General features: G+C 65.6%; 19 protein-coding genes and 1 riboswitch. Of the genes, 11 read left to right on the plus strand and 8 right to left on the minus strand.

Going from position 1 to position 24,658, the window contains the following annotated elements; genetic code table 11:
* Window positions 1-7: 7 nt before the first annotated feature.
* Entirely contained in the window at window positions 8-3,514 is a 3,507-nt protein-coding gene (locus tag EBS11_RS00865; protein WP_290599793.1) for an SdrD B-like domain-containing protein, read from the minus strand.
* Between the two features lie 370 nt (window positions 3,515-3,884).
* Between EBS11_RS00865 and EBS11_RS00870 the strand changes: the two genes are divergently transcribed.
* From EBS11_RS00870 to EBS11_RS00900, 7 genes are all read left to right on the plus strand, one after another.
* Window positions 3,885-4,937, plus strand: a complete 1,053-nt coding sequence (locus EBS11_RS00870; protein ID WP_290599794.1) for a hypothetical protein — start codon at window positions 3,885-3,887, stop codon at window positions 4,935-4,937.
* Window positions 4,934-6,634: a single-stranded-DNA-specific exonuclease RecJ gene (recJ, locus tag EBS11_RS00875; RefSeq protein WP_290599795.1), complete on the plus strand. Its 1,701-nt coding sequence runs from the start codon at window positions 4,934-4,936 to the stop codon at window positions 6,632-6,634. Before EBS11_RS00870 ends, recJ begins: the two co-directional genes overlap by 4 nt.
* A gap of 220 nt (window positions 6,635-6,854) precedes the next feature.
* The gene (gene fos / locus EBS11_RS00880) at window positions 6,855-7,268 is read left to right on the plus strand and encodes a fosfomycin resistance glutathione transferase (RefSeq protein ID WP_290599796.1); all 414 of its coding nucleotides are present in this window, start codon (window positions 6,855-6,857) and stop codon (window positions 7,266-7,268) included.
* A gap of 279 nt (window positions 7,269-7,547) precedes the next feature.
* Window positions 7,548-7,634, plus strand: a riboswitch (cyclic di-GMP riboswitch).
* Window positions 7,635-7,718: 84 nt separating this feature from the next.
* Complete coding sequence (locus tag EBS11_RS00885) at window positions 7,719-10,337, plus strand: S53 family peptidase (RefSeq protein ID WP_290599797.1); 2,619 nt, start codon at window positions 7,719-7,721, stop codon at window positions 10,335-10,337.
* Window positions 10,338-10,477: 140 nt separating this feature from the next.
* Window positions 10,478-10,915, plus strand: a complete 438-nt coding sequence (locus tag EBS11_RS00890) for an MbcA/ParS/Xre antitoxin family protein (protein ID WP_290599798.1) — start codon at window positions 10,478-10,480, stop codon at window positions 10,913-10,915.
* A 2-nt stretch (window positions 10,916-10,917) separates the two neighbouring features.
* Window positions 10,918-11,616 carry an RES family NAD+ phosphorylase gene (locus EBS11_RS00895; RefSeq protein ID WP_290599799.1) on the plus strand — a complete coding sequence of 233 codons (699 nt, stop codon included), beginning with the start codon at window positions 10,918-10,920 and terminating at the stop codon, window positions 11,614-11,616.
* A gap of 53 nt (window positions 11,617-11,669) precedes the next feature.
* Window positions 11,670-11,990: a DUF2288 domain-containing protein gene (locus EBS11_RS00900; RefSeq protein WP_290599800.1), complete on the plus strand. Its 321-nt coding sequence runs from the start codon at window positions 11,670-11,672 to the stop codon at window positions 11,988-11,990.
* Window positions 11,991-11,993: 3 nt separating this feature from the next.
* Here EBS11_RS00900 and EBS11_RS00905 read toward each other — a convergent pair whose 3' ends face one another.
* From EBS11_RS00905 to EBS11_RS00925, 5 genes are all read right to left on the minus strand, one after another.
* Window positions 11,994-14,147 carry a TonB-dependent receptor gene (locus tag EBS11_RS00905; protein ID WP_290599801.1) on the minus strand — a complete coding sequence of 718 codons (2,154 nt, stop codon included), beginning with the start codon at window positions 14,145-14,147 and terminating at the stop codon, window positions 11,994-11,996.
* Window positions 14,148-14,229: 82 nt separating this feature from the next.
* Entirely contained in the window at window positions 14,230-14,952 is a 723-nt protein-coding gene (locus EBS11_RS00910) for an ABC transporter ATP-binding protein (RefSeq protein WP_290599802.1), read from the minus strand.
* Between the two features lie 10 nt (window positions 14,953-14,962).
* A complete protein-coding gene (locus EBS11_RS00915) occupies window positions 14,963-16,921 on the minus strand; it encodes an ATP-binding cassette domain-containing protein (protein WP_290599803.1) in 1,959 nt (652 codons plus the stop codon).
* Between the two features lie 7 nt (window positions 16,922-16,928).
* Window positions 16,929-17,819, minus strand: a complete 891-nt coding sequence (locus tag EBS11_RS00920; protein WP_290599804.1) for a branched-chain amino acid ABC transporter permease — start codon at window positions 17,817-17,819, stop codon at window positions 16,929-16,931.
* 85 nt (window positions 17,820-17,904) lie between these two features.
* Window positions 17,905-19,062, minus strand: a complete 1,158-nt coding sequence (locus EBS11_RS00925) for an ABC transporter substrate-binding protein (RefSeq protein ID WP_290599805.1) — start codon at window positions 19,060-19,062, stop codon at window positions 17,905-17,907.
* A gap of 377 nt (window positions 19,063-19,439) precedes the next feature.
* Here EBS11_RS00925 and EBS11_RS00930 point away from each other — a divergent pair, with 377 nt between their 5' ends.
* A complete protein-coding gene (locus tag EBS11_RS00930; protein ID WP_290599806.1) occupies window positions 19,440-20,348 on the plus strand; it encodes a hypothetical protein in 909 nt (302 codons plus the stop codon).
* A gap of 24 nt (window positions 20,349-20,372) precedes the next feature.
* Window positions 20,373-20,786: a hypothetical protein gene (locus EBS11_RS00935; RefSeq protein ID WP_290599807.1), complete on the plus strand. Its 414-nt coding sequence runs from the start codon at window positions 20,373-20,375 to the stop codon at window positions 20,784-20,786.
* A gap of 9 nt (window positions 20,787-20,795) precedes the next feature.
* Here EBS11_RS00935 and EBS11_RS00940 read toward each other — a convergent pair whose 3' ends face one another.
* Entirely contained in the window at window positions 20,796-21,287 is a 492-nt protein-coding gene (locus EBS11_RS00940; protein WP_290599808.1) for a hypothetical protein, read from the minus strand.
* Window positions 21,284-23,329, minus strand: a complete 2,046-nt coding sequence (locus EBS11_RS00945) for a bifunctional 2',3'-cyclic-nucleotide 2'-phosphodiesterase/3'-nucleotidase (RefSeq protein WP_290599809.1) — start codon at window positions 23,327-23,329, stop codon at window positions 21,284-21,286. Before EBS11_RS00945 ends, EBS11_RS00940 begins: the two co-directional genes overlap by 4 nt.
* Between EBS11_RS00945 and EBS11_RS00950 the strand changes: the two genes are divergently transcribed.
* A complete protein-coding gene (locus EBS11_RS00950) occupies window positions 23,328-23,636 on the plus strand; it encodes a hypothetical protein (protein ID WP_290599835.1) in 309 nt (102 codons plus the stop codon). The genes EBS11_RS00945 and EBS11_RS00950 overlap by 2 nt on opposite strands.
* A protein-coding gene (prfB, locus tag EBS11_RS00955) for a peptide chain release factor 2 (RefSeq protein ID WP_131375238.1) occupies window positions 23,553-24,657 on the plus strand; the annotation gives its coding sequence in 2 pieces (ribosomal slippage) (window positions 23,553-23,633 and window positions 23,635-24,657; 1,104 coding nt in all). Before EBS11_RS00950 ends, prfB begins: the two co-directional genes overlap by 84 nt.
* Window position 24,658 lies beyond the last annotated feature (1 nt).

Raw genomic sequence — 24,658 nt, forward strand, 5'->3', positions numbered from 1 at the left:
CGGGACATCAGGCAGCCATTTCCTGGGGCTGGGTCGTTGCGTGGGCCATGGCGCGGCGCAGGACGTCGGCCATGTCGCACTGGGCCTGGACTTCCGCGGCCGGGGCGGCGGCTGGCGCGGCGGCAACCGTCGTCACCGTGCCATCCTGGCCCAGCACCACGTCGAGCGTGCTGTCGTCGCGCAGCAGGTCGGCCATGCTGGGCAGGTGCACGCCGGCGGCGGCCGCATCCTTGGCGTCGACGTTGAAATACACGTCCGTCATGTCGACCGTCTTGCCGTCGGCCAGGGTGGCACTGCTGCGCTCCAGGTGCAGATTGCTGTTGGCGTCGAGGAAAGGCAGTGCCGTGTAGCCCACCGTCAGGCTGGCCACGCCCGCGTCGTGCAGGGACATCAGCTCGCCCTCGTCCGTTACGCCATTGCTGTTGGCGTCGCGCCAGATGCGCAGTTCCGCGAAATGCTCGTCCTTCGCATCGACCACGCCGTCGCCGTTCGAGTCATAGCTGGACAGCTTGGCAAAGCCCGTGCCCTTCTCATTGCCGCCGAACAACTCGGAAATATTGTCGATCTTGCCATTGCCATTGCTGTCGATGGCCAGCAAGCCGTCCTGGGCCGAGACCCAGCCCGTCTGGATGGCGCTGCCCGTGCCCAGCAGGTCGAAGCTGCCGTGGAAGTCGGCGCGGGCGATCGTGTGCACGCCGTCACCGTTCAGGTCGATGACGATGGGCGTGATGGCCGCATCCCAGCTCATGTCGTTCTGGCCCGATGCCAGTTTCAAGATGTCCGTGTAGACCACGTTGGCCGTCGTGCCATTGCTGTTGACGTCCGAATCGATGTTGTCGTTCGTGCCCACGTTCTTCGCGCCCCAGCGCCACGTATCCATGGCGTAGCCCGCGTGATACACGCCCGACTTGTCGAATTTGAGCGAATAGCTGCCCGGATCGAGGTTGCTGAACAGGTAATTGCCATTGGCATTCGTGTAGGTGGTGGCCAGCAGCACGCCGCTGCCCGAGTACAGCTGCACCTTGATGTTGGCGATGCCCGCTTCGTTCGCATCCTGCACGCCGTCGTGGTCGGCGTCGCGCCACACCTTGTCGCCCAGGCTGGCCTTGCGGTAGATGCCCGCATCCCAGCTCATGTCGTTCTGGCCGGCGGCCAGGTTGATCAGGGCCGAGCGCCCCGTGCTGACATCGACGTCGGAATCCGTGGCGTCATTGCCGACATTCGCCTTGGTGTAATAGAAGCCCGATGGACGGATGACTTCGACCTTGTAGCTGCCGGCCGCCAGTTCGCTGAACAGGTAGTTGCCGCTGGCATTCGTCGTCGTCGTGGCGATGACCTGGTTGCCGGCATTGAGCAGGTTGACCTTCACGCCCGCCACGCCCAGTTCGCCCGCATCCTGCACGCCGTTGTAGTTGTTGTCTTCCCAGACGCGGTCGCCGATGGACGCCGTGTTGAGCTTGACCAGGCCCGCGTCCCAGTCCAGCTGCACGTCGCCCGATTTCAGCACGGCCATGGTGGTGGTGTAGCCCGTGGCCGGATTGACGTCGGAATCCGTGGCATAGCCGCCAATGTCCGCCTTGGTGAAGCCGTAGCCGGCCGGCGGCACGAAGCCCAGGTAATAGTTGCCTGGCACCAGGTTGCTGAACAGATAGTTACCGTTCGCATCCGTCGTGGCGCTGGCGACGACGGCGCCGTTGCCGTTGTACAGGTTGACTTTCACGCCGCCCACGCCCGTTTCGCCCGCATCCTGGGTGCCGTTGCCATTCGCATCGAACCACACGCGGTCGCCGATGGACGCCGTCTTGTACAGGCCCGCGTCGAGATCCTTGTAGTTCTGGCCGGCAACGACCGTCACCTGGCCGCTGTTGCCCAGCGCATTGATGTCGCTGTCGAGCGCGTCATTGCTGCCCGCATCCTTGACGGTGGTCAAGTAACCGGCGGGCGCGACGACGGCGATGGAATACGTGCCGGGATCGACGCTGAAGTTGTAATAGCCGGTGGCATCCGTCACGGTCGAGCCGATCACGCTGCCGGCCGCATTCTTCAGCTGCACGGTGACGCCGCCGATGCCGGACTCGCCCGCATCCTGGATGCCGTTGGCGTTCGTGTCATGCCAGACCCGGTCGCCCAGGGTGGCCGGCAGGGCCACGATGCCCGCGTCCACGCTGTGGTTGCTGTCGCCCGAGGCCAGCAGCACCTGCGCCGTGCGGCCATCCACATTCGCGTCCGAGTCGCGCTGGTCGTCGCCGCCCTGGTCCTGGCCCGTGAAGACATAGCCGGCCGGCAAGGTGGTTTTATCGAACTGCACGCTGTAGGCGCCCGGCTTCAAATTCGTGAACAGGTAGTTGCCGTTGGCGTCCGTCACCAGCGGACTGCCGACGGAGTTGCCCGACGCATCGAGCAGGGTCACTTTCACGCCGGCGGCGCCTTTTTCGCCCGCATCCTGCACGCCATTCTTGTTGGTATCGAACCAGACGCGGTCGCCCAGCTCGGCCGTGCGGTACAGGCCCGCGTCCAGGGTCAGATTGGTCTCGCCCGGCGCCAGGGTGACGGGCGCCATCGTGCCGCTGGCGTCGATATTGCTGTCCCTGGCCGTGTCGCCGCCCTGGTTGGCGGCCGTCGGCACGTAGCCGGCCGGCGCCACCACGGTCACGGAATACGTGCCCGGGTTGACGTCAAAGTGGTAGCCGCCGCTGGCGTCCGTCGTGGTGGTGGCCACCACGTTGCCGGCCGTATCCTTCAGCTGCACCACCACGTTGGCGATGCCCGCCTCGCCCGCATCCTGCACGCCGTTGGCGTTCCTGTCTTCCCAGACGAAGTCGCCCAGGTGGGCCATCGGCACCTTGAAGGTCAGGTAATGGGGGACCAGGCTCAGGTCCTGCGCATTGCAGCCGGCCGTGCCGCCGTCGTCGCGCACCTTGAAACCGAGGTCGAAGTCGCCCGCGACCGTCTGGCTGGGCACGAAGACTAGGTGGCCCGCGCGGATGTCGTCGATGGAGACTTCCGTGCCCACCGCCACGGCCACGCCGTTGAGCAGCACCTGCCCCGCCGTCGTCGTATTGGTGATGACGATGGACTTGAAGCCGTCATGCTCGACGTCGTCGTGGAAGCCGAAATCGCCTTCGCTCAGCACGACACTATTGCCGTTGAGCAAAGTAAACGTCTTGTCGGCCGCATCGGGCGCGTCGTTGACGGGGTCGATGACCACTTGCAGGACCAGCTGGACGATGTCGCCATTGCCCTTGTCGATCGTCACCTCGATGGTGGAAAAGCTGCCGTTGTAGTTGGCGGCCCAGTCGCCGGGGCGCACGTAGACGGTATCCGCGTCGAGCAAGCCGAACAGCGGCGTATTCGTGCTCGATTCCGTGTCATCAGGCAAGATAACGTTGAAGGCCTTGATGTTCAGGTCGCCCTGGGCCGTGTAGCCGGCCTGGATCAGCAGGTCGCGGATGTCGAAATTCTTGCTCGTGTCTTCGCAGACGTGGACGGTGGTCGACAGATTGTAGGTGGTCATGCGGCCTCCTGGAAGGAGACGGATGGGGCCAGGGCGCAGTCAGCCTGGCCGTGCAAAGCGGCGAATGTATACATGGGTGGGCTTCCAAGAAGAGACTTGTTTAAAAAATGAAGCCGGCAGCACCTTGTATGCAGTTTCTGGGGACACAGGAGCCAAGCGACGCAACCACACAGCGGGGGGTGATTGTCTTTCTGACATTTAAGTTAGCGCAATTATATCGTCGATATTTGCAAAAGCAAATTGATTTCCATTAATAACAATAAAATTTTTATAATATTTGCGCATTACCGACACCTCCCCTGTGGCCGCCGCTCCCCTGAAAATGCATGGCGCCTTCTCTGCCGCTGCCACAATCGCCTACAATCTCGGGATGAATCAACTTACCCTCGTCCTGCCCTTCGCCCTGCCCAACGCCGAACTGGCTGCCGACCTGCTCAAGGTCTTGCAGGCGCCCGCGCTGGCGGCGCTGCTGTCGCGCACCTCCACTTGCAATTTAGAAACTTTTGACAACATCAACCGCCTGCTGCCGCACGAAGCGTGGCTGGCGCACGCGCTGGGCCTGGCGCCCGCGTCCGGCGGCGCGGCGGCGCAGGCGGCCTTTGCCGCCCAGGCCATGCGCGGCTACGGCCTGGCGCCCGAGCCGGGTGCCCGCTACTTCCTGCTGCATCCGGCCCACCTGGCCATTGCCCGCAGCCATATCAGCCTGGAAGACTTGCGCCAGCTCAATCTGAGCGTAGCGGACGGACGTGCCCTGTTTGACATTGCGGCCCCGTATTTCGCGGAGATCGGCCAGCCGCTGGCGTATGGCGACGCGGGCACCTGGTTCATGCGCGCCGACGCCTGGAGCGACCTGCAGTGCGCCACGCCGGACGCGGCCACCACGCAGGACCTGTCCGTCTGGATGCCGGAAGGCGAGCATGCGCGCGCCGCGCGCCGCCTGCAGAACGAAGTGCAGATGCTGTGGCATGAACATCCCGTCAACGGGGCGCGCGAGGAACGGGGCTTGAAACCCATCAATTCCTTCTGGATCTGGGGCGGCAGCCTGGCCACGGCGCAAGCGCCCGTCTGCGCCGCCCGCCTGCATACCCGGGACGTGCCCGGTTGGCTGGCCGCGCTGGCGGAACCGGCGCAGCGCGAAGCCAGTCCAAGCAGTGTGCTGGCCAGCCCGCAGGACGCCATCGTCGTGCTGGGCGGCCTGACGGAAGCGGCGCAGGCCCAGGAATGGGGCATGTGGCTGCAGCGGCTGCAGGCGCTGGAAACAGACTGGTTCGCGCCCCTGCTGGCGGCCCTCAAGGATGGCCGCCTGGGGCAGCTGCGCCTGGTGCTGAGCCACCGCGACGCCTGGCTGGCCTGCACCACCAGCAAGAACGCGCAGCGCAAATTCTGGCGCGCGATTACCCTGAACAAGTTGAAAGCATCATGACCCGTACCCGCATCGCCACCCGTCCCTGCCCTTACCGCGAATCCGAACTGCTGCGCCAGGGCGGCATCCACCCCGTGCTGGCCCGCCTGTACGCCGCGCGCGGCCTGTCCGACGCGAAAGAACTGTCGATCGAGGCGAAAGACCTGATACCGCCGTCCGGCCTGCTGCACATCGGCGCGGCCGGCGCCTTCCTGGCCGATGCCATTGCCGCCAAGAAACGCATGGTCATCGTGGCCGACTACGACTGCGACGGCGCCACGGCCTGCGCCGTCGCCATCCGCGGCTTGCGCGCCATGGGCGCCGACGTGGATTTCATCGTGCCCAACCGCTTCGAGTACGGCTACGGCCTGACGCCGGAAATCGTCGCACTGACGGCCCGTGAAAAGTCGCCCGACATCATCATCACCGTCGACAACGGCATCGCCAGCATCGACGGCGTGGCCGAAGCCAACCGGCGCGGCATCCAGGTGGTCGTCACGGACCACCATCTGCCGGCCGACACCCTGCCCGACGCGGCCGTCATCGTCAACCCGAACCAGCCCGCCTGCGGCTTCCCGTCGAAGCACCTGGCGGGCGTGGGCGTCGTGTTCTACGTGCTGCTGGCCCTGCGCGCCGAGCTGCGCCGGCGCGGCGTGTTCGATGCGCAGACGCAGCCCAAGCTGGACAACCTGCTCGACCTGGTGGCCCTGGGCACGGTGGCCGACGTCGTGCGCCTCGATACGAACAACCGCATCCTCGTCGCGCAAGGCTTGAAACGCATGCGCAAGGGCAATATGCATGCGGGCGTGGCCGCCCTGTTCCGCGTGGCGGGCCGCGAAGCGCGCAGCGCCACGCCGTTCGACCTGGGCTTCGCGCTGGGCCCGCGCCTGAACGCGGCCGGGCGCCTGCAGGACATGTCGCTGGGCATCGAATGCCTGGTCACGGACGACGAAGGCCGCGCCTGGGCCCTGGCCCAGCAACTCAACGACATCAACCTGAAACGCCGCGAAATCGAGGCGGAAATGCAGGATACGGCCCTGCTGCACCTCGATGATTTCGAGCCGGCCAACAGCAGCACCATCAGCGTCTTCGACGAGTCCTGGCACCAGGGCGTGATCGGCATCGTCGCCTCGCGCCTGAAGGAAAAATTCTACCGCCCGACCATCACCTTCGCGCCCGGCGCGGACGGCTGGATCAAGGGTTCCGGCCGCTCGATCCCCGGCTTCCACCTGCGCGACGCGCTCGACCTCGTGTCGAAACGGGCACCGAGCCTGATCGACAAGTTCGGCGGCCACGCCATGGCGGCGGGACTCACCATCCGCGCCGACGCCTTCGACGCCTTTTCCCAGGCCTTCGAAGCCGTGGGCCAGGCCTGGCTCAGCGCCCAGCAGCTGGAACGGGTGGTGGAAACGGACGGCCCGCTGGAAGACGCCTACTACACGACGGCCTTCATCGAACTGATGGATGAGCAAGTGTGGGGCCAGGGCTTCGCCCCGCCCGTCTTCTGCGATGAATTCCGCGTCGTCAGCCAGCGCATCCTCAAGGAACGGCATTTGAAACTGCTGCTGGAAAAGAACGGCGTGCGCTTCGATGCCATCTGGTTCGGCCACACGGACGCCCTGGGCGAGCGCACGCGGGTCGCCTTCCGGCTCGATGCGAATGAATACAATGGCACGACCAAGGTGCAGCTCATGGTAGAGCACGCCGAACCTGTGTAGTAACACCTGACACAACCTGCTGCGCGTCGGCATAGGTTGCCTGCGATGCTCACCGTACTGGAAGTACGGTTGCGCTTCTCGGCCACCTCTTCCTTCCGCTCGCGACGGTTGCGTCAGGTGTTGCGACGTTGCTGGCCTTATTACTGTGCCTGGAGCAATGTCGCATCAAAGCACTGCGGAAGCTCTGTAAGCAGCCCCCACTCCAGCCGAAAGCAGCACCATGTTGACAGGCCTGAACCACCTCACCCTCTCCGTGCGCGAGCTGGCGCGCAGCGTCGCCTTTTACCGCGACATGCTGGGCCTGCGCCTGCATGCGCGCTGGGACAGGGGTGCGTATCTGTCGGCCGGGGAGTTGTGGCTGTGCCTGTCGCTGGAAGGACAGGACACCGCCGCGCTGGCCAGCCCCGCCTACACGCACTATGCGTTTGCCATCTCGCAGCAAGACTTCCCCGCCTTTGCCGCGCGCCTGCGCGCCGCCGGCGTGTCCGAATGGCAGCAAAACCGCAGCGCCGGCGATTCCCTGTATTTCCTCGACCCGGACGGCCACCGGCTGGAAGCCCATGCGGGCAGCCTGGCGCAGCGCCTGGCGGCGTGCCGCGCGGCGCCGTATCCGGGCATGATCTTCACGGATTGACGGCGGCCAACGCCCATCAATTCGTGAAATTCGTGAAATTCATTAAGCGACTGAAAACGCATTGCATTGTTGCAATGAGATAACGCCGTTATGCTTCGATAACCCCCGGATAATCTTGCTTTTAAGACTTAATCAAGCAGACAAGATTGCCGCACGAAATGGGGAAATATGCGACATTTTGATGCATTAAAAGAAATGTTGATTGGAAATAGTAAACACTTTATTTGGCAGATTCACTAGAATTGGCAAGGCATCTGGAAATTCCTAATGATGCATGATCAGTTCTGAGGGCAAACCCGTCGAAAGGCGGGGACGCAAAGCCACCGGCCTACCGCGCGCAAGCGCCACGGCAGCGGGGTTGCCAATGCAGGGCCAGCACCGCCAGCGCGCGGCGCCAGGCCCGGGAGCATTGTCGAGATGTGGCCCTCGCCCAACTCGGAGAGTCTCGCCATGAAAAGTATTCTTCCCCTGCCTTCCCGCCACGGGCGCTTGCTGCTGGGCGCCACTGCCGCCGTCCTGTTGGGCGCCTGCGGTCCCGGCCAGGACACGTCGGCACCGCCCGCCGCCCTCGCCACGGCGGCGACACAGTTCAGTGTCGAGGTACCCGTCCTCCCCGCCGCCGTCGGCGCGCTGGTGGCGCAGCCGATGTTCCACACGGCGCCCGCCCTGCTCGATGCGCCTGACGGGCGCGACAACGCCAACAGCAGCGGCTCGGCCCACTGGCGTCCGCACCTGCAGCGCGTGCCCCGCGCCATGGCGGAAATGAACACGCGGCGCCTGACGGCGCAAAGGATCGCCGCCGCGGAGCAGGCCGCGCTGAATAGCGCGCCCCTGCTGGCCGGCGGCGCGGCGGACACCGTCGCGCCCATGGCCGGCGCCGGCGTGGTGGCCACGTACTCGCCCGCGCAAATCCGCGCCGCCTACGACCTGCCCGCGCTGCCGGCGGCGGGCACGGCGCTGACGCCGCTCCAGGCGGCCCAACTGGGCGCGGGACAGACCATCTACATCATCGATGCCATGCATGACCCGAACGTGGCCGCCGAGCTGGCCACCTTCAACCAGAAATTCGGCTTGCCCGCCTGCACCAGCAAAGCCATCGCCACCAGCGCCGCTCTGCCCCTGCCGGCCGCGCCCGCCGGCGGCTGCGAGCTGTCCGTTGTGTACAGCACGCCGTCGAACACCATGACGGCCACGGCGCCCGCCTATAACTCGGGCTGGGCCATGGAAATCGCGCTCGACGTGCAATGGGCCCATGCGACGGCGCCGCTGGCCCGCATCGTGCTGATCGAGGCGCCCGACGCTTCCATCAACAGCCTGCTGGGCGCCGTGCGCCTGGCCAACCTGATGGGGCCGGGCATCGTGTCGATGAGCTTTGGCGCCGCCGAAGGCAGCTGGACGGCGTCCGTCGACAGCGCCTTCACGGGCAAGAACATGACCTACCTGGCCGCCACGGGCGACTCGGGCAGCGGCGTGTCGTGGCCGTCCGTGTCGCCCAACGTGCTGGCCGTGGGCGGCACCACGCTCAGCTACAGCGGCAGCGGCGCCCGCAGCGAGACGGCCTGGTCCGGTACGGGCGGCGGCATCAGCGCCTACACGGCCCTGCCGGCCTACCAGACGGGCAGCCTGCCCGGCCTGGGCAACCTGTTGCGGCGCAACGTGGCCGACGTGGCCTTCAATGCCGACCCCGCCACGGGCCAGTACACGGCCGTCATGGCGCAAGGCAGCAGCACCGCCAGCTGGCTCAGCATCGGCGGCACCAGCCTGTCCACGCCGCAATGGGCCGGCCTGGTCGCCATCGCCAACGCCAGCCGCGCGCTGCAAGCCAAGGCGGCGCTGGGCGCGCCGCACGCCATGCTGTACGGCCAAATCGCCGCCGTGCCCGGCACCTATGCCAGCAGCTTTGCCGACATCACGCAGGGCAGCAACGGCAGCTGCAGCGTGTGCACGGCCCGGGTCGGCTATGACCCGCTGGGTGGCCTGGGCACGCCGAACGCCAAAAGCCTGCTGGCCAGCCTGTCGGGCACGCAGCTCGCCCCCGCCGCCCCCGTGGTGGCGCCGGCCAGCATCAGCGGCGCGGCCGGCAAGCCCCTGTCGTTCACCGTCGCGGCCACCGCTTCCAATCCCCTCGGCTACACCATGCTGGGGGCGCCGTCCGGCATGAGCATCGCCGCCACCGGCGTGGTCAGCTGGCCCGCCCCCGTGGCGGGCACCTATGCCGTGACCATGGTGGCCAGGGATATCGTCAGCGGCATGAGCGGCCAGGGCGTGTACGCCATCGTCATTGCGCCCGTCGCGCCGCCCGTCGTCGCCGCCGGCGCCATCACGGGCAAGGTTGGCACGGCGCTGGCGTTCAATGTCAGCGTCACGGCCGCCAATCCCGTCAGCTATGCGCTCGCCGGCGCGCCGGCCGGCATGGCCATCAGCAGCGCCGGGCTGGTCAGCTGGGCCGCGCCCGTGGCCGGCACCTATGCCGTCACCGTGACGGCCACGGACAGCAAGACTGGCCTGAGCGGCAAGGGCATCTACACGGTGGCCATCGCCGCCCCGCTCGCGCCCGTCGTGACGGTCGCCGGCGTCAGCGGCAAGCCGGGCGTGGCCCTGTCGTTCACGGCCACGACGGTGGCGCCCAACCCCGTCACCTACAGCCTGGCGGGCGCGCCGTCCGGCATGAGCATCAATGCGGCCGGCGTCGTCAGCTGGGCCAGCCCCGTGCTGGGCAGCTACAGCGTGACCGTCATCGCCAGGGACAGCAAGACGGGCTTGACGGGCCAGGCCGTGGCGGCGGTGAAGATCGCCGCCGCCGGTCCCACGATCAGCGCCGCCGCCATGACGGGCGTGGCGGGCAAGGCCATGAGCGGCAGCATCGCGCTGGCGGCGCCGGGCGCCACGTCGCTGTGGATCTCGATCACGGGCGCGCCGCTGGGCATGCAGTTTTCCATGAGCGGCATGACCATCACGGCCAGCTGGCCGCAGCCCGTGGCCGGCAGCTATGCGCTGAAGGTGGTGGCGCTGGACAGTAACGGCTTGACGGCGCAGCTGACTGTGCCCGTGACCGTCACGGCAAGATAGACCGGCGCAGACGTCCCGCCAGCGGGGCGCCCCGGGACACCCGTCCTGGCGCGCCCGTTTTGCCTGCGCGCGGTCCTTGCAATGAATCCAGAAAAGGAGTATATGTAGTCCTCAAACAGAGTTCCATTGAAGGACATGCCATGAATCTCGCCTACGCCTACCCGAAAAGCCGCTTCGAGCCGGCCGTGCTCGTCGACCTGAATGCCAAAGCCGAGCGCGAGCGATTGTCGCAGGCGGCACTGAAAGGATTCTTCAAGCTGGCCGCCGCGTGGAAGCTGCGCGACGACGATGCGCGCGAATTGCTGGGCGGCCTGTCCAGCAGCGCCTACTACGAGTGGAAGAAGCAGCCGGACCGCGTGCTGGAAGTGGACCGCATCACGCGCATTTCCTATTTGCTGGGCATCTACAAGGCCTTGCACATCCTGTACGGCGACAAGCTGGCCGACGAATGGGTGAGCCTGCCCAACAAGAATCCCGTGTTTGGCGGGCGCACGCCCCTGTCGCAGATGCTGGCCGGCGGCCTGCTGGCCATGCAGACGGTGCGCAAGCTGCTCGACGCGCGGCGCGGAGGGCTGTAATCTTGGCCGCCGCTGCCACTGAACACCTGCCGCCGCTGGCCGCGCTGCGCCAGATCGACACGTGCCGGCTGATCCCCTCGCGCTTCGCCGACATGGAAGACTCCGTGCTGGCGCCCCTGGCCGAAGACGACGATCACCTGCGCGAGCTGTTCGAGCTCGATAACGCGACGAATGCGCGCCTGGTGGCGGAATATGGCGGCGCGCCAGGCATCGGCGTGGACGAGCTGGTGTTTGGCGTGCCCCACTTCCGCATCATCAATGCGGCCTACACCTATGCCCGCCCGGAAGGGGCGCGCTTCAACGATGGCGAACGGGGCGCCTGGTACTGCGCCTTCGACATGCAAACGGCGCTGGCCGAGATCATTTTCCACAAGACCGTGGAATACCAGGAAATCGACTATTTCGACGACAGCGTCAGCTACCAGTCGCTGCTGGCCGATTTTTCCGCCAGTTTCCACGACCTGCGCGGCCAGCAGCGCTATGCCGCCTGCCTGGACCCGGCCAGCTATATCGCCTCGCAAGACCTGGCCGCCGTGCTGCTCGAAGCCGGCTCCATGGGCGTCATCTTCCCCAGCGTGCGGCACGCCAGCGGCACCAACCTGGCCTGCTTCCGCCCTGCCCTGGTGGGCAATGTTCGCAAAGGCGCCGCCTATCGGTTAACATGGCGGGGTACGCCGACGCCGCGCGTGGAAGCCCTGTAAGGCAAACCCGCCGCGCGCAACAGCAGCCGACTCACCGAACATTGATATTTCGCATGCAAACCAATCCCGAAAAAGACACCGAACTGCGCCTCAAAGTCAACAGCGAAACGGCCCGCCTGGCCTGGAGCGAGCTGGAAAAGCATTTCGCCCAGGGCAACGTCGTCTGGGTCGCCAATGAGCTGGACCTGGTCGAAGTGGCCGTGCGCATCTCGCACGACGACAAGGCCAGTATCGCGCAATGGATGGCCGACGGCAAAATCGCCAAGGTCTCCGACCAGCAGGCGCTGGACTGGCAGGCCGCCGACGCATCCCTGTGGGCCGTCGTCGTCAGCCCGTTCATTCTGGTGCAGCAGGAAAAGCCCACCAAACACTGATGCCTACAGGCTGCGCTCGAGCATCAGGCGCAGCGCAACGCTGCCATCGAGGGTCGTCACGCTGTCGCTGCGGCCTTCGCCATCCACCCAGGATTGCCCTTGCACCCGTTGCTGGTGCAGCAGGTTGGAGGCCGACAGGCGCACGCGCGTTTTCGCGTCCGGCTGCCACAGCGCATACGCGTCGAGGGTGCGCCGCACGCCCGCATGGCTGCCGGCGTGCGCATCGAGCCGCGCCAGGCCGCCCGTCTGCACGTTCAGATTGCCGCCCATGCTCATCCCCGGCGAGCGCCGGTAATCGAGTCCCAGGTTGAGCGTGGCCGGCACCTGGCTGGCCAGGCGGTTGCCGGGACCCGGCACGGCGGCGACCCTGGACCAGTTGCGCCCCGCATTGGCGCGCACGTCGACGTCGGGCGCCTGCACCCACCAGGTCCGCACGGGAAATTTCACATCCAGCTCGATGCCGCGCACCGTGGCCGCGCCATTGTTGAACGGGCTGGCCGTCCAGACGCCATCGTGCAGGAACAGGCGCTGCACGGTGACGTCGCTGATGCGCCGCGCGAATGCCGACAGGCTGGCCACGCCGCTCTTGCCAAAATAGCTTTCATACGCCGCGTCCAGCCCCCACGCCAATTCCGGGCGCAGGTCGGGATTGCCCTGGAAATCAGGATTGTTGGCGCTGTTGCCATTGTTGACGGTATAGCGGCGCGGCACCAGGTTGCGCGTGGTGGGCGCCTTGTAGGTGCGCGCCAGCGCCAGCCGCAGCTGGTCGCGCTCCTGCTGCGGCAACTTCCACAGCAGCTGCGCCACGGGACTCCAGACGCTGGCCCGCGTGCGCACTTCGCTCAAGGTGCGGCCCTCGGTCGCCGTCTGCAAGCCTTCCCAGCGCACGCCCGCATACATTTGCAGCCGCGGCGTCACGTCCCATTCATCCTGCGCATACAGGGCCAGGCGCCGCACGTCGGCCGTGTAGTCTTCATCGAGCGCATACGGCGCGCCGCCGGCAAGATACGTGTCGCGCTGGCGGCGCGACTCGCTGCGGCGTATCAGGCTGCCATCCCAGCCCAGGCTCAGGGCGTGGCCGTCACCGAGCCGGCCCAGGTATTTGCCGCTGCTGTTGACGCTGTCGTCGACGGCGTCGGAAACCACGCCGCGCAGCAGCAGGGGCGCGCCAGCGGCCACCTCGCCATGGAAAAGGTAATCCGTGTCGCGCCGGTTGTGGTTGACACCCAGCCTGGCCGTCAGCTTGCCCGCCGCCCCCAGCGCGTGCGCCCAGCTCACATCGCTGCGCGCTGAAAACACGCTGGCTTGCGAGGTGGCGCCATTGCGCGGATAGCTGGAGGCCGCTCCCAGCAAGGTCGTTTCGCGCGCCACGCCGTCAAACCCTGTGCGGTACCAGTCCAGCAGGCTTTGCCAGGTGATGGTGTCGCCCTTGTCCAGGGTCCAGTGCAGGCGCGGCGTCAGGCTGGCCTTGTTGACGGACGAAGCATTGCGCGTGCGCGTGTCGCGCAGCGCCAGCAGCGTGCCGGTGGCATCGGCGCTTGTTTCAGTCATCCTTCCCGCCACATCGTCGGCAGTGCGCTCGAGCGCGCCCGTCAGCGCATAGGCGAAACCGGGCAGCTTGTCCGCCACGCGCAGCGACGCGGCAGGTTGCCAGCGGCCCTCCTGCCGGCCCGCGCCCAGCTTCCCTTCGCGCTCGGCGCCGCTGGCGCCCTTGCGCAAGACCACGTTGATGCTGCCGGCGACGGCTTGCATGCTGTATTCGGCCGTCGCGCTGCGCAAAATCTCGATGCGCTCGATCATCTCGGGTGCGATCGATTCGATGGAAAAACCCGGTGGCGCGGGGTCGCCGTTGATCAGCATCTGCGTGTAGCCGGCCCCCAGCCCCCGCATGCGCACCTCGCCGCCGACGATGGAGACGCCGGGCTGGCGTTTCAACGTCGCGGCCAGGCTGCTGTCCCCATATTGAGCCAGGTCGTCGCGGCTGACGATGATCTTCGCGGCCGTGTCGTCGCGCCGCTGCTGCACGCCGCTGGCGGCGGTAATTTCAACCTTTTGCAGCGGCGCATCGTCGGCGCAGGCCGCGGCGGGCAAGAGCAGGAAAAAAAGCGGGGATAAAAGCGAAGGGAAAAGCGGGGAAAACGGGCTGGCGCTGCGCATGATGCCTTTTTCTACACTGCGGGTTGGGAAGCGCAGTGTAGAGGATTTGACAATGCGCAGCAAGCGCATTGTCCAGCCATGCTCAATGCCCGCCGCCCAGATAGGCCGCGATCACCTTCGGATCATTTTTCAGGCTTTCCGCCGGCCCGTGCACGGAAATGCTGCCGTTTTCCAGCACGTAGCCGTAATCGGCCACGTTCAGGGCGGCGGCGGCGAACTGCTCCACCAGCAGCATGGTCACGCCTTCCGCTTTCAAGCGCGTGATGATGCGGAAGACTTCTTCCACCAGAATGGGCGCCAGGCCCATCGACGGCTCGTCCAGCAGGATCACTTCCGGGTTCAGCATCACGGCGCGGGCCATGGCCAGCATCTGCTGCTCGCCGCCCGACAAGGTGCCGGCCAGCTGGTCGCGCCGCTCCTTCAGACGGGGGAACAGCTCCATGGCCTTGTCCAGGTCGGCCTTGATGTCGCCTTTCGGGCGCGCCCGCGTGAAGCGGGGAAAGGCGCCCAGCAACAGGTTGTCCGTCACCGACATCGAGGCGAACACGCGCCGCCCTTCCGGCGAATGGGCCAGGCCGGCGCGCGCGATGCGGTGGGAATCGAGGCCCGTGACGTCCTTGCCGCCCAGGGTGACGGAACCGGATCTGGGTTTGAGCATGCCGGAAATGGCGCGCATGGTGGTGGTCTTGCCGGCGCCGTTCGAGCCGATCAGGGTCACCAGCTTGCCTTTCGGCACGTCGAGCGAAATGCCGTGCAGGACTTCGACTTTGCCGTAGGCGGCGTGCAGATTATTGATCGATAACATGATGTCCCCGTCAGTGTGCTGGTACGGTGGTGGCTGCGGCGTCGCTGCTGCCGCCCAGGTAAGCCTCGATCACCTTCGGATCGCCCTGCACGGCGGCGGGCGCGCCTTCGGCGATCTTCTGGCCGAAGTCGAGTACCGTCACCACGTCCGACAGGGCCATCACCACGTCCATGTGGTGCTCGATGAGGATGATGGTGATGCCGTGCTCGCGGATCTTGCGGATGATGGCCATCAGCTCCTTGATGTCGGGCGCCGTCAGGCCCGCCGCCGGCTCGTCGAGCAGCAGCAAACGCGGGTTCAGGCCCAGCGCGCGGCCGATTTCCAGCAAGCGCTGCTTGCCATACGGCAGGTTGCGCGCCTCCTCGTCCGCCAGGTCGGCCAGGCCGACGAATTCCAGGATGCTGGCCGCCCGCTCGCGCGCCACCTTTTCCTCGCGCTTGTAACGGGGCGTGTGCAGCATCACGTCCAGCACGTTCGATTTGAAGGTGTTGTGCAGGCCCACCAGCACGTTTTCCGTGGCCGTCATCTCGCCAAACAGCTGCACGTTCTGGAAGGTGCGCGCCACGCCGCCCAGGGCGATCTCGGACGGCGTGCGCCCGGAGATGACGGCGCCGGCAAATTCCACCTTGCCCGCCGTCGGCTTGTAGATTCCCGTGAGCACGTTCATCATGGTGCTCTTGCCCGAGCCGTTCGGCCCGATCAAGCCGTGCACGGAGCCTTGCGTGACGTTCAAGTCCACCTGGTTCAGCGCCTTCAGGCCGCCGAACTGCATCAGCGCCTGCTCCACGCGCAGCAGGGGCGCGCCGCGCGGGCCGCCTTGCGCCGGATCAAGCTGGGCAAAGGGCGCGACGCCGCTGGCGGCCACGGATTGCACGTGGCGCCGGCCCTTGCCGACAAAGCTCATCAGGAAACCGACGATGCCGTCCTGCAGGTAGTACACGACGAACAGGGTCATCAGGCCGAAGATGGTCAGGCGCCAGTCGACCATGTTCTCCAGCCGGTAGGAAAACGCGGCCAGGCCGATGGTGGCCACCAGGGGCACGATCACGCCGCGCACGGTGGAACGCCCTTTCGCCAGCATGAGCGCGGAGCCGATCACGCCCAGCACGGCGGCGCCGACGGCGATCTTGCGGAACAGCTCGATATCGGCCAGCAAACTGGGCAGCATGACGACGATGAGGGCGCCGATCAGCGCACCGGAACGCGTCTTGCGCCCGCCCATGATGACGGCCAGCAGGAACAGGATCGTCAGCTCGAAGTTGTAGGTATTGGGCGAAATGTACTCTTCCGAATACGCATACAGGCTGCCGGCCAGGCCCGCGAAACCGGCGCTGATGACGAAGGCATACACCTTGTAGCGGTACACGGACACGCCCATGCAGTCGGACGCGATGGGGCTGTCGCGCAGCGCCTCGAAGGCCCGCCCCAGGTTCGATTTCAGGATGCGGTGCACGACGACGAGCGAAATGACCATCAGCGCGGCCACCATGTAGTAGTACTCCACTTCGCTCAATTTGTGGCCGATGACGACGGGCTTGTGGATCTTGATGCCCATCGGCCCTTCCGTCAGGAAGCTCATTTCATTGATCAGGATTTGCACGATGGTGCCGAAGGCCAGGGTCACCATGGCCAGGTAGGGCCCCGTCACGCGCAGGGCCGGCAAGGCGAGGATGGCGCCGAACAGGGCCGCGCCCAGGATGCTGGCGGGGATGGCCAGCCAGAACGGCGCGCCCAGCTTGAACACCAGCACGCCCGTGGCGTACGAGCCGATGCCGAACAGGCCCGCATGGCCCAGCGACACTTGCCCCGTGTAGCCGACGACGATGTCGAGGCCGAACAGCAGGATGGCGTAGATCAGGATGGTCTCGGCCAGGTGGATGTAATACGGATTCGGGATGACGACGGGGAACAGCGCGAGCACGGCCAGTCCCGCCGCGCTCAATGCGAGCATGGTGATTTTCTTGTTCATGGCGTCCTCAGACTTTCTTGATCGCGGCTTTGCCGAACAGGCCGGACGGCTTGATGGCCAGCACCAGCAGCAGGAGCAGCAGGCCCGGCACTTCCTTGTAGCCCGTGGAGATGTAGTAGCCCGTGGTGGTCTCCGCGATGCCCAGGATCAGGCCGCCGACGATGGCGCCCACGCCCGACGTCAGCCCGCCGATGATGGCCACGGCGAACGCTTTCAGGCCCAGCGAGGCGCCCATGGTGGCGCCCGTCAGGGTCAGCGGCGCCACCAGCACGCCCGCAAACGCGGCCGTGGCCGACGACAGGGCGTAGGAAAACGTGATGACCATGCCCGTGTTGATGCCCATCAAGCCGGCCGCATCGCGGTCATTCGCCGTCGCCACCACGGCCTTGCCGTAGATGGACTTGCGGTTGAACACTTCCACGGCCAGCATGATGGCCAGCGCGCCGACGATGACGGCCACCTGCATCTGCTGCACGTTGGCGCCGAATACCTGGAACGGCGCGGCCGACAGGGGCGACGGGAACATCAGGTCATCCTTGCCCCAGATGTTTTCCGCCACGTTCTTGAAAATGATGGCCAGCGCAATGGTCGACATGATCCAGCCGAATTCGGACTTGATCTTGATGGCGGGCCGCACGCCGATCCACTCGACGAACACGCCCTGCAGGGCGCCGAAGGCGATGACGATGGGGATCATCAGGAGATAGCTCATGTAGGGGCCGCCGTGGATGGTGCCCACCAGCGACAGGCCCACCAGCGCGCCCAGCATCAGGGACTCGCCCTGGCCGAAGTTGAGGGTGCCGGAAGTGGCAAAGGTCAGCTGGTAGCCGAAGGCGATGACGGCATAGATCATGCCCAGCGCGATGCCGCTGAAGACGAGCTGCAGGAAGATTTCCATGGTATTCCCCGAAGGACGGAAGATAAAAAAATGGCCAGTCCTGATTCCTCAAGGCTGGCCATTGCGCGGCGAGCGTCCGCCAGGCTTATTTCGCGAGGACGACCTTGCCGTCCCTGACTTCGCCGAAGACCGTCAGGTCGGCCGTGATCGCCTCATGGTTGGTCTTGCTGAACGGCTTGTTGTAGGTGGTGACGGCGCCTTCCACCTTCTCGTTCAGGTTTTCCAGCGCGGCGCGCACTTTCGGGCCGTCCGTGCCGCCCGCCTGCTTGAAGGCGGCGGCCAGCAGGTAGATGGAATCGTAGCCCTGCGCGGCCGACACGGCCGACGGCATGCGCCCGCCCGACGGCTTGTAGGCGGCGATGTAGGCATCGATGAAGGCCTTGCGCTTCGGCGTGCTGGCATCCTGGATGAAGGTTTGCGGCATGCGCGTGCCGTCGCCGTTCTTGCCCGCGTTATCGATGAAGTTACCCATGGCCAGGGTCCAGCTGCCGATCAGCGGTACTTTCCAGCCCAGTTTTTCCATGCCGTTGGCGATCTGCGCCAGTTCCGGGCCGATGCCGTAGGTCAGCACCACTTCCGCGCCGGCCTGCTTGGCTTTCAGCAGCTGGGCCGTCATGTCGACGTCCTTGATGTTGTATTTCTCGACGGCAACAGGCTTGATGCCTTTCTTGTCCAGCGCTTTTTCCAGGTCTTCGCGACCCAGCTGGCCGTAGTTGGTGGAATCGGCCAGGATCGCCACTTTCTTGAACTTGCGGCGCTCGACGGCTTCCTCGACGATCATGTGCGACTGGATCTGGTCGTTGGCGGCGTTGCGGAAGATGTAGTTTTCAGGCTGGTCGGCGAACTGCTTGGTGACGATGGACCCCGTCGCCACGTTGTTCATGACGGGAATCTTGGCTTCCTGATAAAAGCGCTGCGACGCGAGGGCCACGCCCGTGTTGATGTAGCCGACGGTGGCGGCGACCTTTTCCTTGTTGATGAGCTCCTGGGCGATCTGCACGCCCCGTTCATTCTTGGCTTCGTCGTCGCGCTCGATCAGCAACAGCGAACGGCCCATGACGCCGCCCTTGGCATTGATTTCGGCCACGGCCAGCTTGACGCCGTCGCGCATCGACACGCCCATCGGCGCGGAACCGCCCGTGAACGGGCCGGACACGCCGATCTTGATGGGGTCGGCTGCGACTGCCGCTTGCGAGAAACCCAAAACCAAACTTGCCACGAGCAATTTCTGTTTCAAATTCATTGTCATCTCCTGTAATACAACGTTTTTAATGCCACTTATTTTTATAGTCGTACGCTGGATAACCGCCCCATCGATAAATCATTGTAGGTTAGTAAACATGCCCCAGCAACAACAACATATGACGCGTCGCAGCATGCAAAAAAGGCCGGTTTACCCGTCCGATGTCAGTCTTTTGTAAGGAAAATATGGCGCAAATTGGCACACCCTGCGCCAGCCTGCAACAGTGCTGTGGCAAAGCGCCACAGCCGGATGCAAGCAAACTGGACAATCAAGCGGGCTGCTGATCTGGCGCAAGGCTGCCCCTGACGGGCATGCTAAGTTCGGCCATACCGGCGCCCGTGCGCAGGCCCATCCAGCATCCCACCCTTGGAGGCGATATGCAGCGCCCGTCGACTATCCCGCTCCCCGCCCTGCTCCCGGCAACGCTCGCCGCCCTGCTGCTGGCCGGCTGCACCGCCAACCTGGCGCCCGTGCGCACGTTTGCCGAGCAGACCCACAAGCTGTCCGGCAGTTTCGACCCCATGCTGGCCGGAACGTTCAACAGCTGCACCGACAAGGCCTTGCGCAAGCGCCTGATCCTCGCCGAGCGCTTCGACGCCCAGGCCAGCGAACAGGCGGCGCGCGCCGATTGCGCGCCCGTCGCCCAGGCCAGCGTGGCGATCGGCAAGCTCAACGATGTACTGGCGCGCTACGCACAGACCCTGGCGGCCGTGGCGGACGAAAAATTGCCCGTGCACAAGGAAGAATTCACGGCGCTCGGCGATGCGCTGGGCGGCCTGGCGCAGCCGGGCGGCGGCGCGCCCCTGCTCGATGCGGACAAGCTGTCGAAGGTGGTGAAACTGAGCGAACACCTGAGCCGGCTGGCCACGCAGCGGCTGCAGAAATCGGCCCTGCGCGAATTGCTCGACGAGCAGGAAGCCGTGACGATACTCAGCAATGCATTGAAGGAATATGCGCAGCGTAACTACCGCGCCGGTTTGCAGGACGAACTGCGCGACCTGGCCCTGCTGCGCGGCGCCGTCGACAGCGCCGCGCCGCGCGAACCGCTGGCGGCCAACTACATCCGCGCGCGCCTGCACCTGGAAAGCCGGCAACTGCAGGAACGGGAAAGGATCGTCGCCGCGTACGTGGCCGCCGTCGATGCCCTGCAAGCCAGCGTGGCCGCGCTGCGGGCCAATCTCGACCGGCTGCAGGCGCCGGAACTGGAGCAGCAGCTGGCACAGTTTTCCGGCCACGTGGCTGCGCTGCAAAAACAGGCGGCCTTCTATGGCCCCGCCCGCTGGTAAGCCCCGCGCATACAGGAGTATCCCATGCCCCCATTGACCGAACTGACGAAGGACCAGGCCTACGCCATCGCCGACAGCCTGGCGCAGGCATCGAGCCTCGTGCTGGAATTGCGCATCCGCGAACGGGACGCGCTGGCGCCGGAAGAGCGCATGCTGCTGGAGCAGTATGAAAATCACCTGGACCAGATGGTGGCCCTGTTCCGTGCCTACGGCATCAGCCTGATCGCCGAAGGCGCCGAGCAGGCGCGCGGCGACATCGAGGGCGCCATCGCCAAGGGCAAGCTGCAGCTCAGGCGCATCGCCGACGTCAAGGCGGCCATCGCCGCGGCGGCCAGGCTGGTCGACCTGGGCGCGGCCATCCTGTCACGCGACCCCTTCGCCATCGGCGAGGCGGCGGCCAGCCTGCGGGCCAGGCCAAAGAAGGCCGAAGCGGCGTAGACGGCCGCCTCAGGGTTCGGCGGCGCGGTGTCCCATCGCGTGCGTGGCCATCTTCAGGTACAGGTTCGCCTGCTCCTCGCTGTGCGCATAGCCCATGCGCCCCTCCGCCAGGGCCACGGATTTCTGCTGCAGCGCTTCCGGATACTCCGCGTCGCAGGCGGCGTCGAGCCAGAAGCGCGCCTGTTCCTCGTCAGTCTCCAGCAGCATGTTCGCCAGGATGAACATGGCCGGCGCCACGCCGCGCCGCGCGGCCTGTTCCAGCGAGCGCAGGGCGGCCGCGTCATCCCGCTCTCCGCCCATGCCGTTCTTCAGCATCAGGCCCAGGTAGTACGCGGCGGGACCGCTGCCCTGCCCCGCCGCCTGCGCGAACAGCGCGCGCGCCTGCGGCTGGGTCGCATCTCCCGCGCGCATCAGGACCTTGGCCCGGGCCGTGACGTCGGGCGCCGACGCTGCCACGGGGGCTGCCAGCGCGGCCGCCAGCAGCCAGGCCGCCAGCTTCATTTCGACAGGTCGAGCTGGTACAGCGCAAAGCCCTTGCCGGCGCCATCGTCCGCCTTCAGCTGGCGCACGTTGTCGATGCCGGCCGCGCTGGCCAGTTCGATCACATTCGGCGCGGAATGAAATACCACGGGGCCTTTCGTCACGGCCCTGGCAAAGGTCCAGCTGCGCGCCGAACCGTTTTTCGCGCGCGTCAGGTTTTTTTCCTGCGTGACGTAGGCGATCAGCAGTTCGCGGTTGTTGTCGGGCGAGGCCACCACCGTCTTGCTGCCATCGAGGCCGGGGAAATTGCCGCCGCCGCTGGCGCGGTAGTTATTCGTCGCGATGAGGAATTCCTGGCTGGCGTCCACCGGCTTGCCCTGGTAGGTGAGCGCCTTGATGCGCTGGCCGGGTGCTTGCGTGATGTCGATCTGGTAGCGCACGTCGGCGCTGGTGATGGCGTCGAAGTTGTAGCTGGGATGGGCCGTGTTGACCAGTTCCTGCGGCTCCGTCTTGCTGACATCGATGGTATTGAAGCGCCGCGCCGACTGCTCCAGCCACGCCTTCAGTTCCGCGCCATTCATCTTCACGCCGTACAGCGCATTCGGATACAGATACAGGTCGGCCGCGTTGTTCAGCGCCACATTGCCCGCCTTGACGTCCGTGTAGTCGGACACGCCGGCCGAGCCGCTCTTGAACGGCGAGGACATCGACAGCACGGGCAGGTGCGCGTACTGCGGCAAATTCGCCTTCACGTAGGCGGCCAGGTAGGCAGCCTGCGCCTGGTTCACCACTTCGATGGCACTGACGTCGCCCGCGTCGGCGAAATACGTCGACATGCGGAAGTCCGTCGCGCCGACGGGCGTCTGCACGTAGGCAATCGTCGCCGCGTGTTCTTCCGCCACCAGCTGGGCGATGGCCGCATCGGGCTGAACGTAACTCTTGTCCCCGTTCTGGATGCCGCGCGCTTCCACCGTGGTGGCGCTCTTGTCGACCACCCACTGCTTGCCGTCGTGGCGCAGGTGCAGGCCGATCACGCCCAGGTGCTTGCCCCACAAATTGGCCATCACGGTGGGCACGCCGTTCACCAGCCCTTTGACCTTGTCGACGCCGGGCAGGTTAAACTGCGGCACCGTGCTCGTCGCGTTCGGGAACAGCTGGTGCGAATGGCCGATCAGCATGGCGTCCACGCCCGGCACCTGCGACAGGTAGTAATTGCCGTTTTCCATGGTCGGCGAGTACGGGCTGTCATCGAGGCCGCCGTGCGAAATGGCCACCACCAGTTCGGCGCCCTTGGCGCGCATCTCGGGAATGTACTTTTCCGCCGTCTCGCGCACGCCCTGCGTGTAGACCCGCCCTTCCAGCCAGCGCTTGTCCCACGCCATGATGGTGGGCGGCGCAAAGCTGATGATGCCCACCTTCACGGTGGCGGTCACGGGCTGGCCATCCGGGCCGGTGGCCGTGATCTGCTTGTCGAGGATGTGATATGGCGCAAACAGGGGCTTGCCCGTCTTGACGCTGTAGACGTTGGCCAGCACCTGCGGGAACGCGGGGCCGGCACAGCGGGGCTTGGCCGCGTCCACGCTGTCGACGTCGAAGCGGTTGCCCGTCACCTGGCTCAAAAAGGCCAGGCCGTAGTTGAATTCGTGGTTGCCGATGCCGCCGCCGTCCACCTTCAGCAGATTCATGGCCTTGTAGATGGCCAGGGTCTGGTCGCAGGCCAGCGGCTTCACCAACGCCTGGTAGTCGGCCAGTGCCGTGCCCTGGATGGTGTCGCCGTTGTCGAGCAACAGATTGTTCGGGAATTGCGCGCGCGCCTGGGCGATCAGCGTGGCCGTGCGTTCCAGGCCGATCGACGGCTCCGCCTGCAGCTTGTAGTAATCATAACTGAGCACGTTGGCATGCAAATCCGTCGTCTCCAGCAGGGCCAGGGTGGCGCTGCTGCCGGCCGGTGCCGCGGCCAGCGGGTGCACGGGTCCGGTGGCGGCGGGCGGCAAGGCGCCGCAGCCGGCCAGCAGCAGCGGTATCAGGGCGAGACGGGGAAGTTGGCGCAGGGGGTGGCACATGAGAATTCCTGTGGAAAGACAATATCGCCAGCATCATACGCAGCACGGCAGCCCCTATCAAGGCATAAAACAGGCGTGGCGACCAGTAGAACATTGTCGTAAATACAGCAAATGCGTGCTTTTATTGCTGTGCGCGCCACCGATTCGGCGCTGCCGGCATGGGAAACGGCCCGCGCTCGCGTATAATTCAGGGTTTGATTTCACCATAGAAGACCAGAACATTATGGAAGCCGAACGCATCAACGCCATCTCCGCCCTGCTCAACGACCTGACCGTCCGCGAAGCCGAACTTCGGAGGTATCTTTGACTTCACTGTCAAGTCGGAGAAACTAGAGCAAGTCAACGAAGAACTGGAAGATCCTACCGTCTGGAATGATCCCAAGCGCGCCCAGGACCTGGGCAAGGAGAAGAAGGCGCTGGAAGCCATCGTCTTCACGCTGACCAAGGCCGATGCCGACCTGCGCGACACCCGCGACCTGTTCGACATGGCCCGCGAGGAAGGCGACGAAGAGACGCTGGAAGCGATCGAGCAGGACGTGCAGGAAATCCGTAAGGTCATCGAAAGCATGGAATTCCGCCGGATGTTCAACAATCCGATGGACCCGAACAACTGCTTCATCGATATCCAGGCCGGCGCCGGCGGCACGGAAGCCCAGGACTGGGCCTCGATGCTGCTGCGCCAGTACCTGCGCTATTGCGAACGCAAGGGCTTCAAGGTCGAGATCCTCGAGCAGTCCGACGGCGAGGTAGCCGGCATCAAGACGGCCACCCTGAAGGTCGAGGGCGATCACGCCTACGGCTTCCTGCGCACGGAAACGGGCGTGCACCGCCTGGTGCGCAAGTCGCCGTTCGACTCGGCCAACGGCCGCCACACCTCGTTTACGTCGCTGTTCGTGTACCCGGAAGTCGACGATTCGATCGAGATCGACGTCAATCCGGCCGACATCCGCGTCGATACCTACCGCGCGTCGGGCGCCGGCGGTCAGCACATCAACAAGACCGACTCCGCCGTCCGCATGACCCACGCGCCGACGGGCATCGTGGTGCAGTGCCAGAACGACCGTTCGCAGCACCGCAACCGCGCCGAAGCGATGGAAATGCTGAAAGCCAAGCTGTACGAGCATGAGCTGCGCAAGCGCATGAGCGAGCAGCAGAAGCTGGAAGACTCGAAGACGGACGTGGGCTGGGGCCACCAGATCCGCTCCTACGTGCTGGACCAGTCCCGCATCAAGGACTTACGCACCGGCTTCGAGACGGGCAATACCAAGGGCGTGCTCGATGGCGACATCGACGACTTCATCTCCGCCTCGCTGAAACAGGGCGTATAAG

The organism is Janthinobacterium sp. (genome assembly GCF_009923995.1).
Classification (GTDB): domain Bacteria; phylum Pseudomonadota; class Gammaproteobacteria; order Burkholderiales; family Burkholderiaceae_D; genus Janthinobacterium.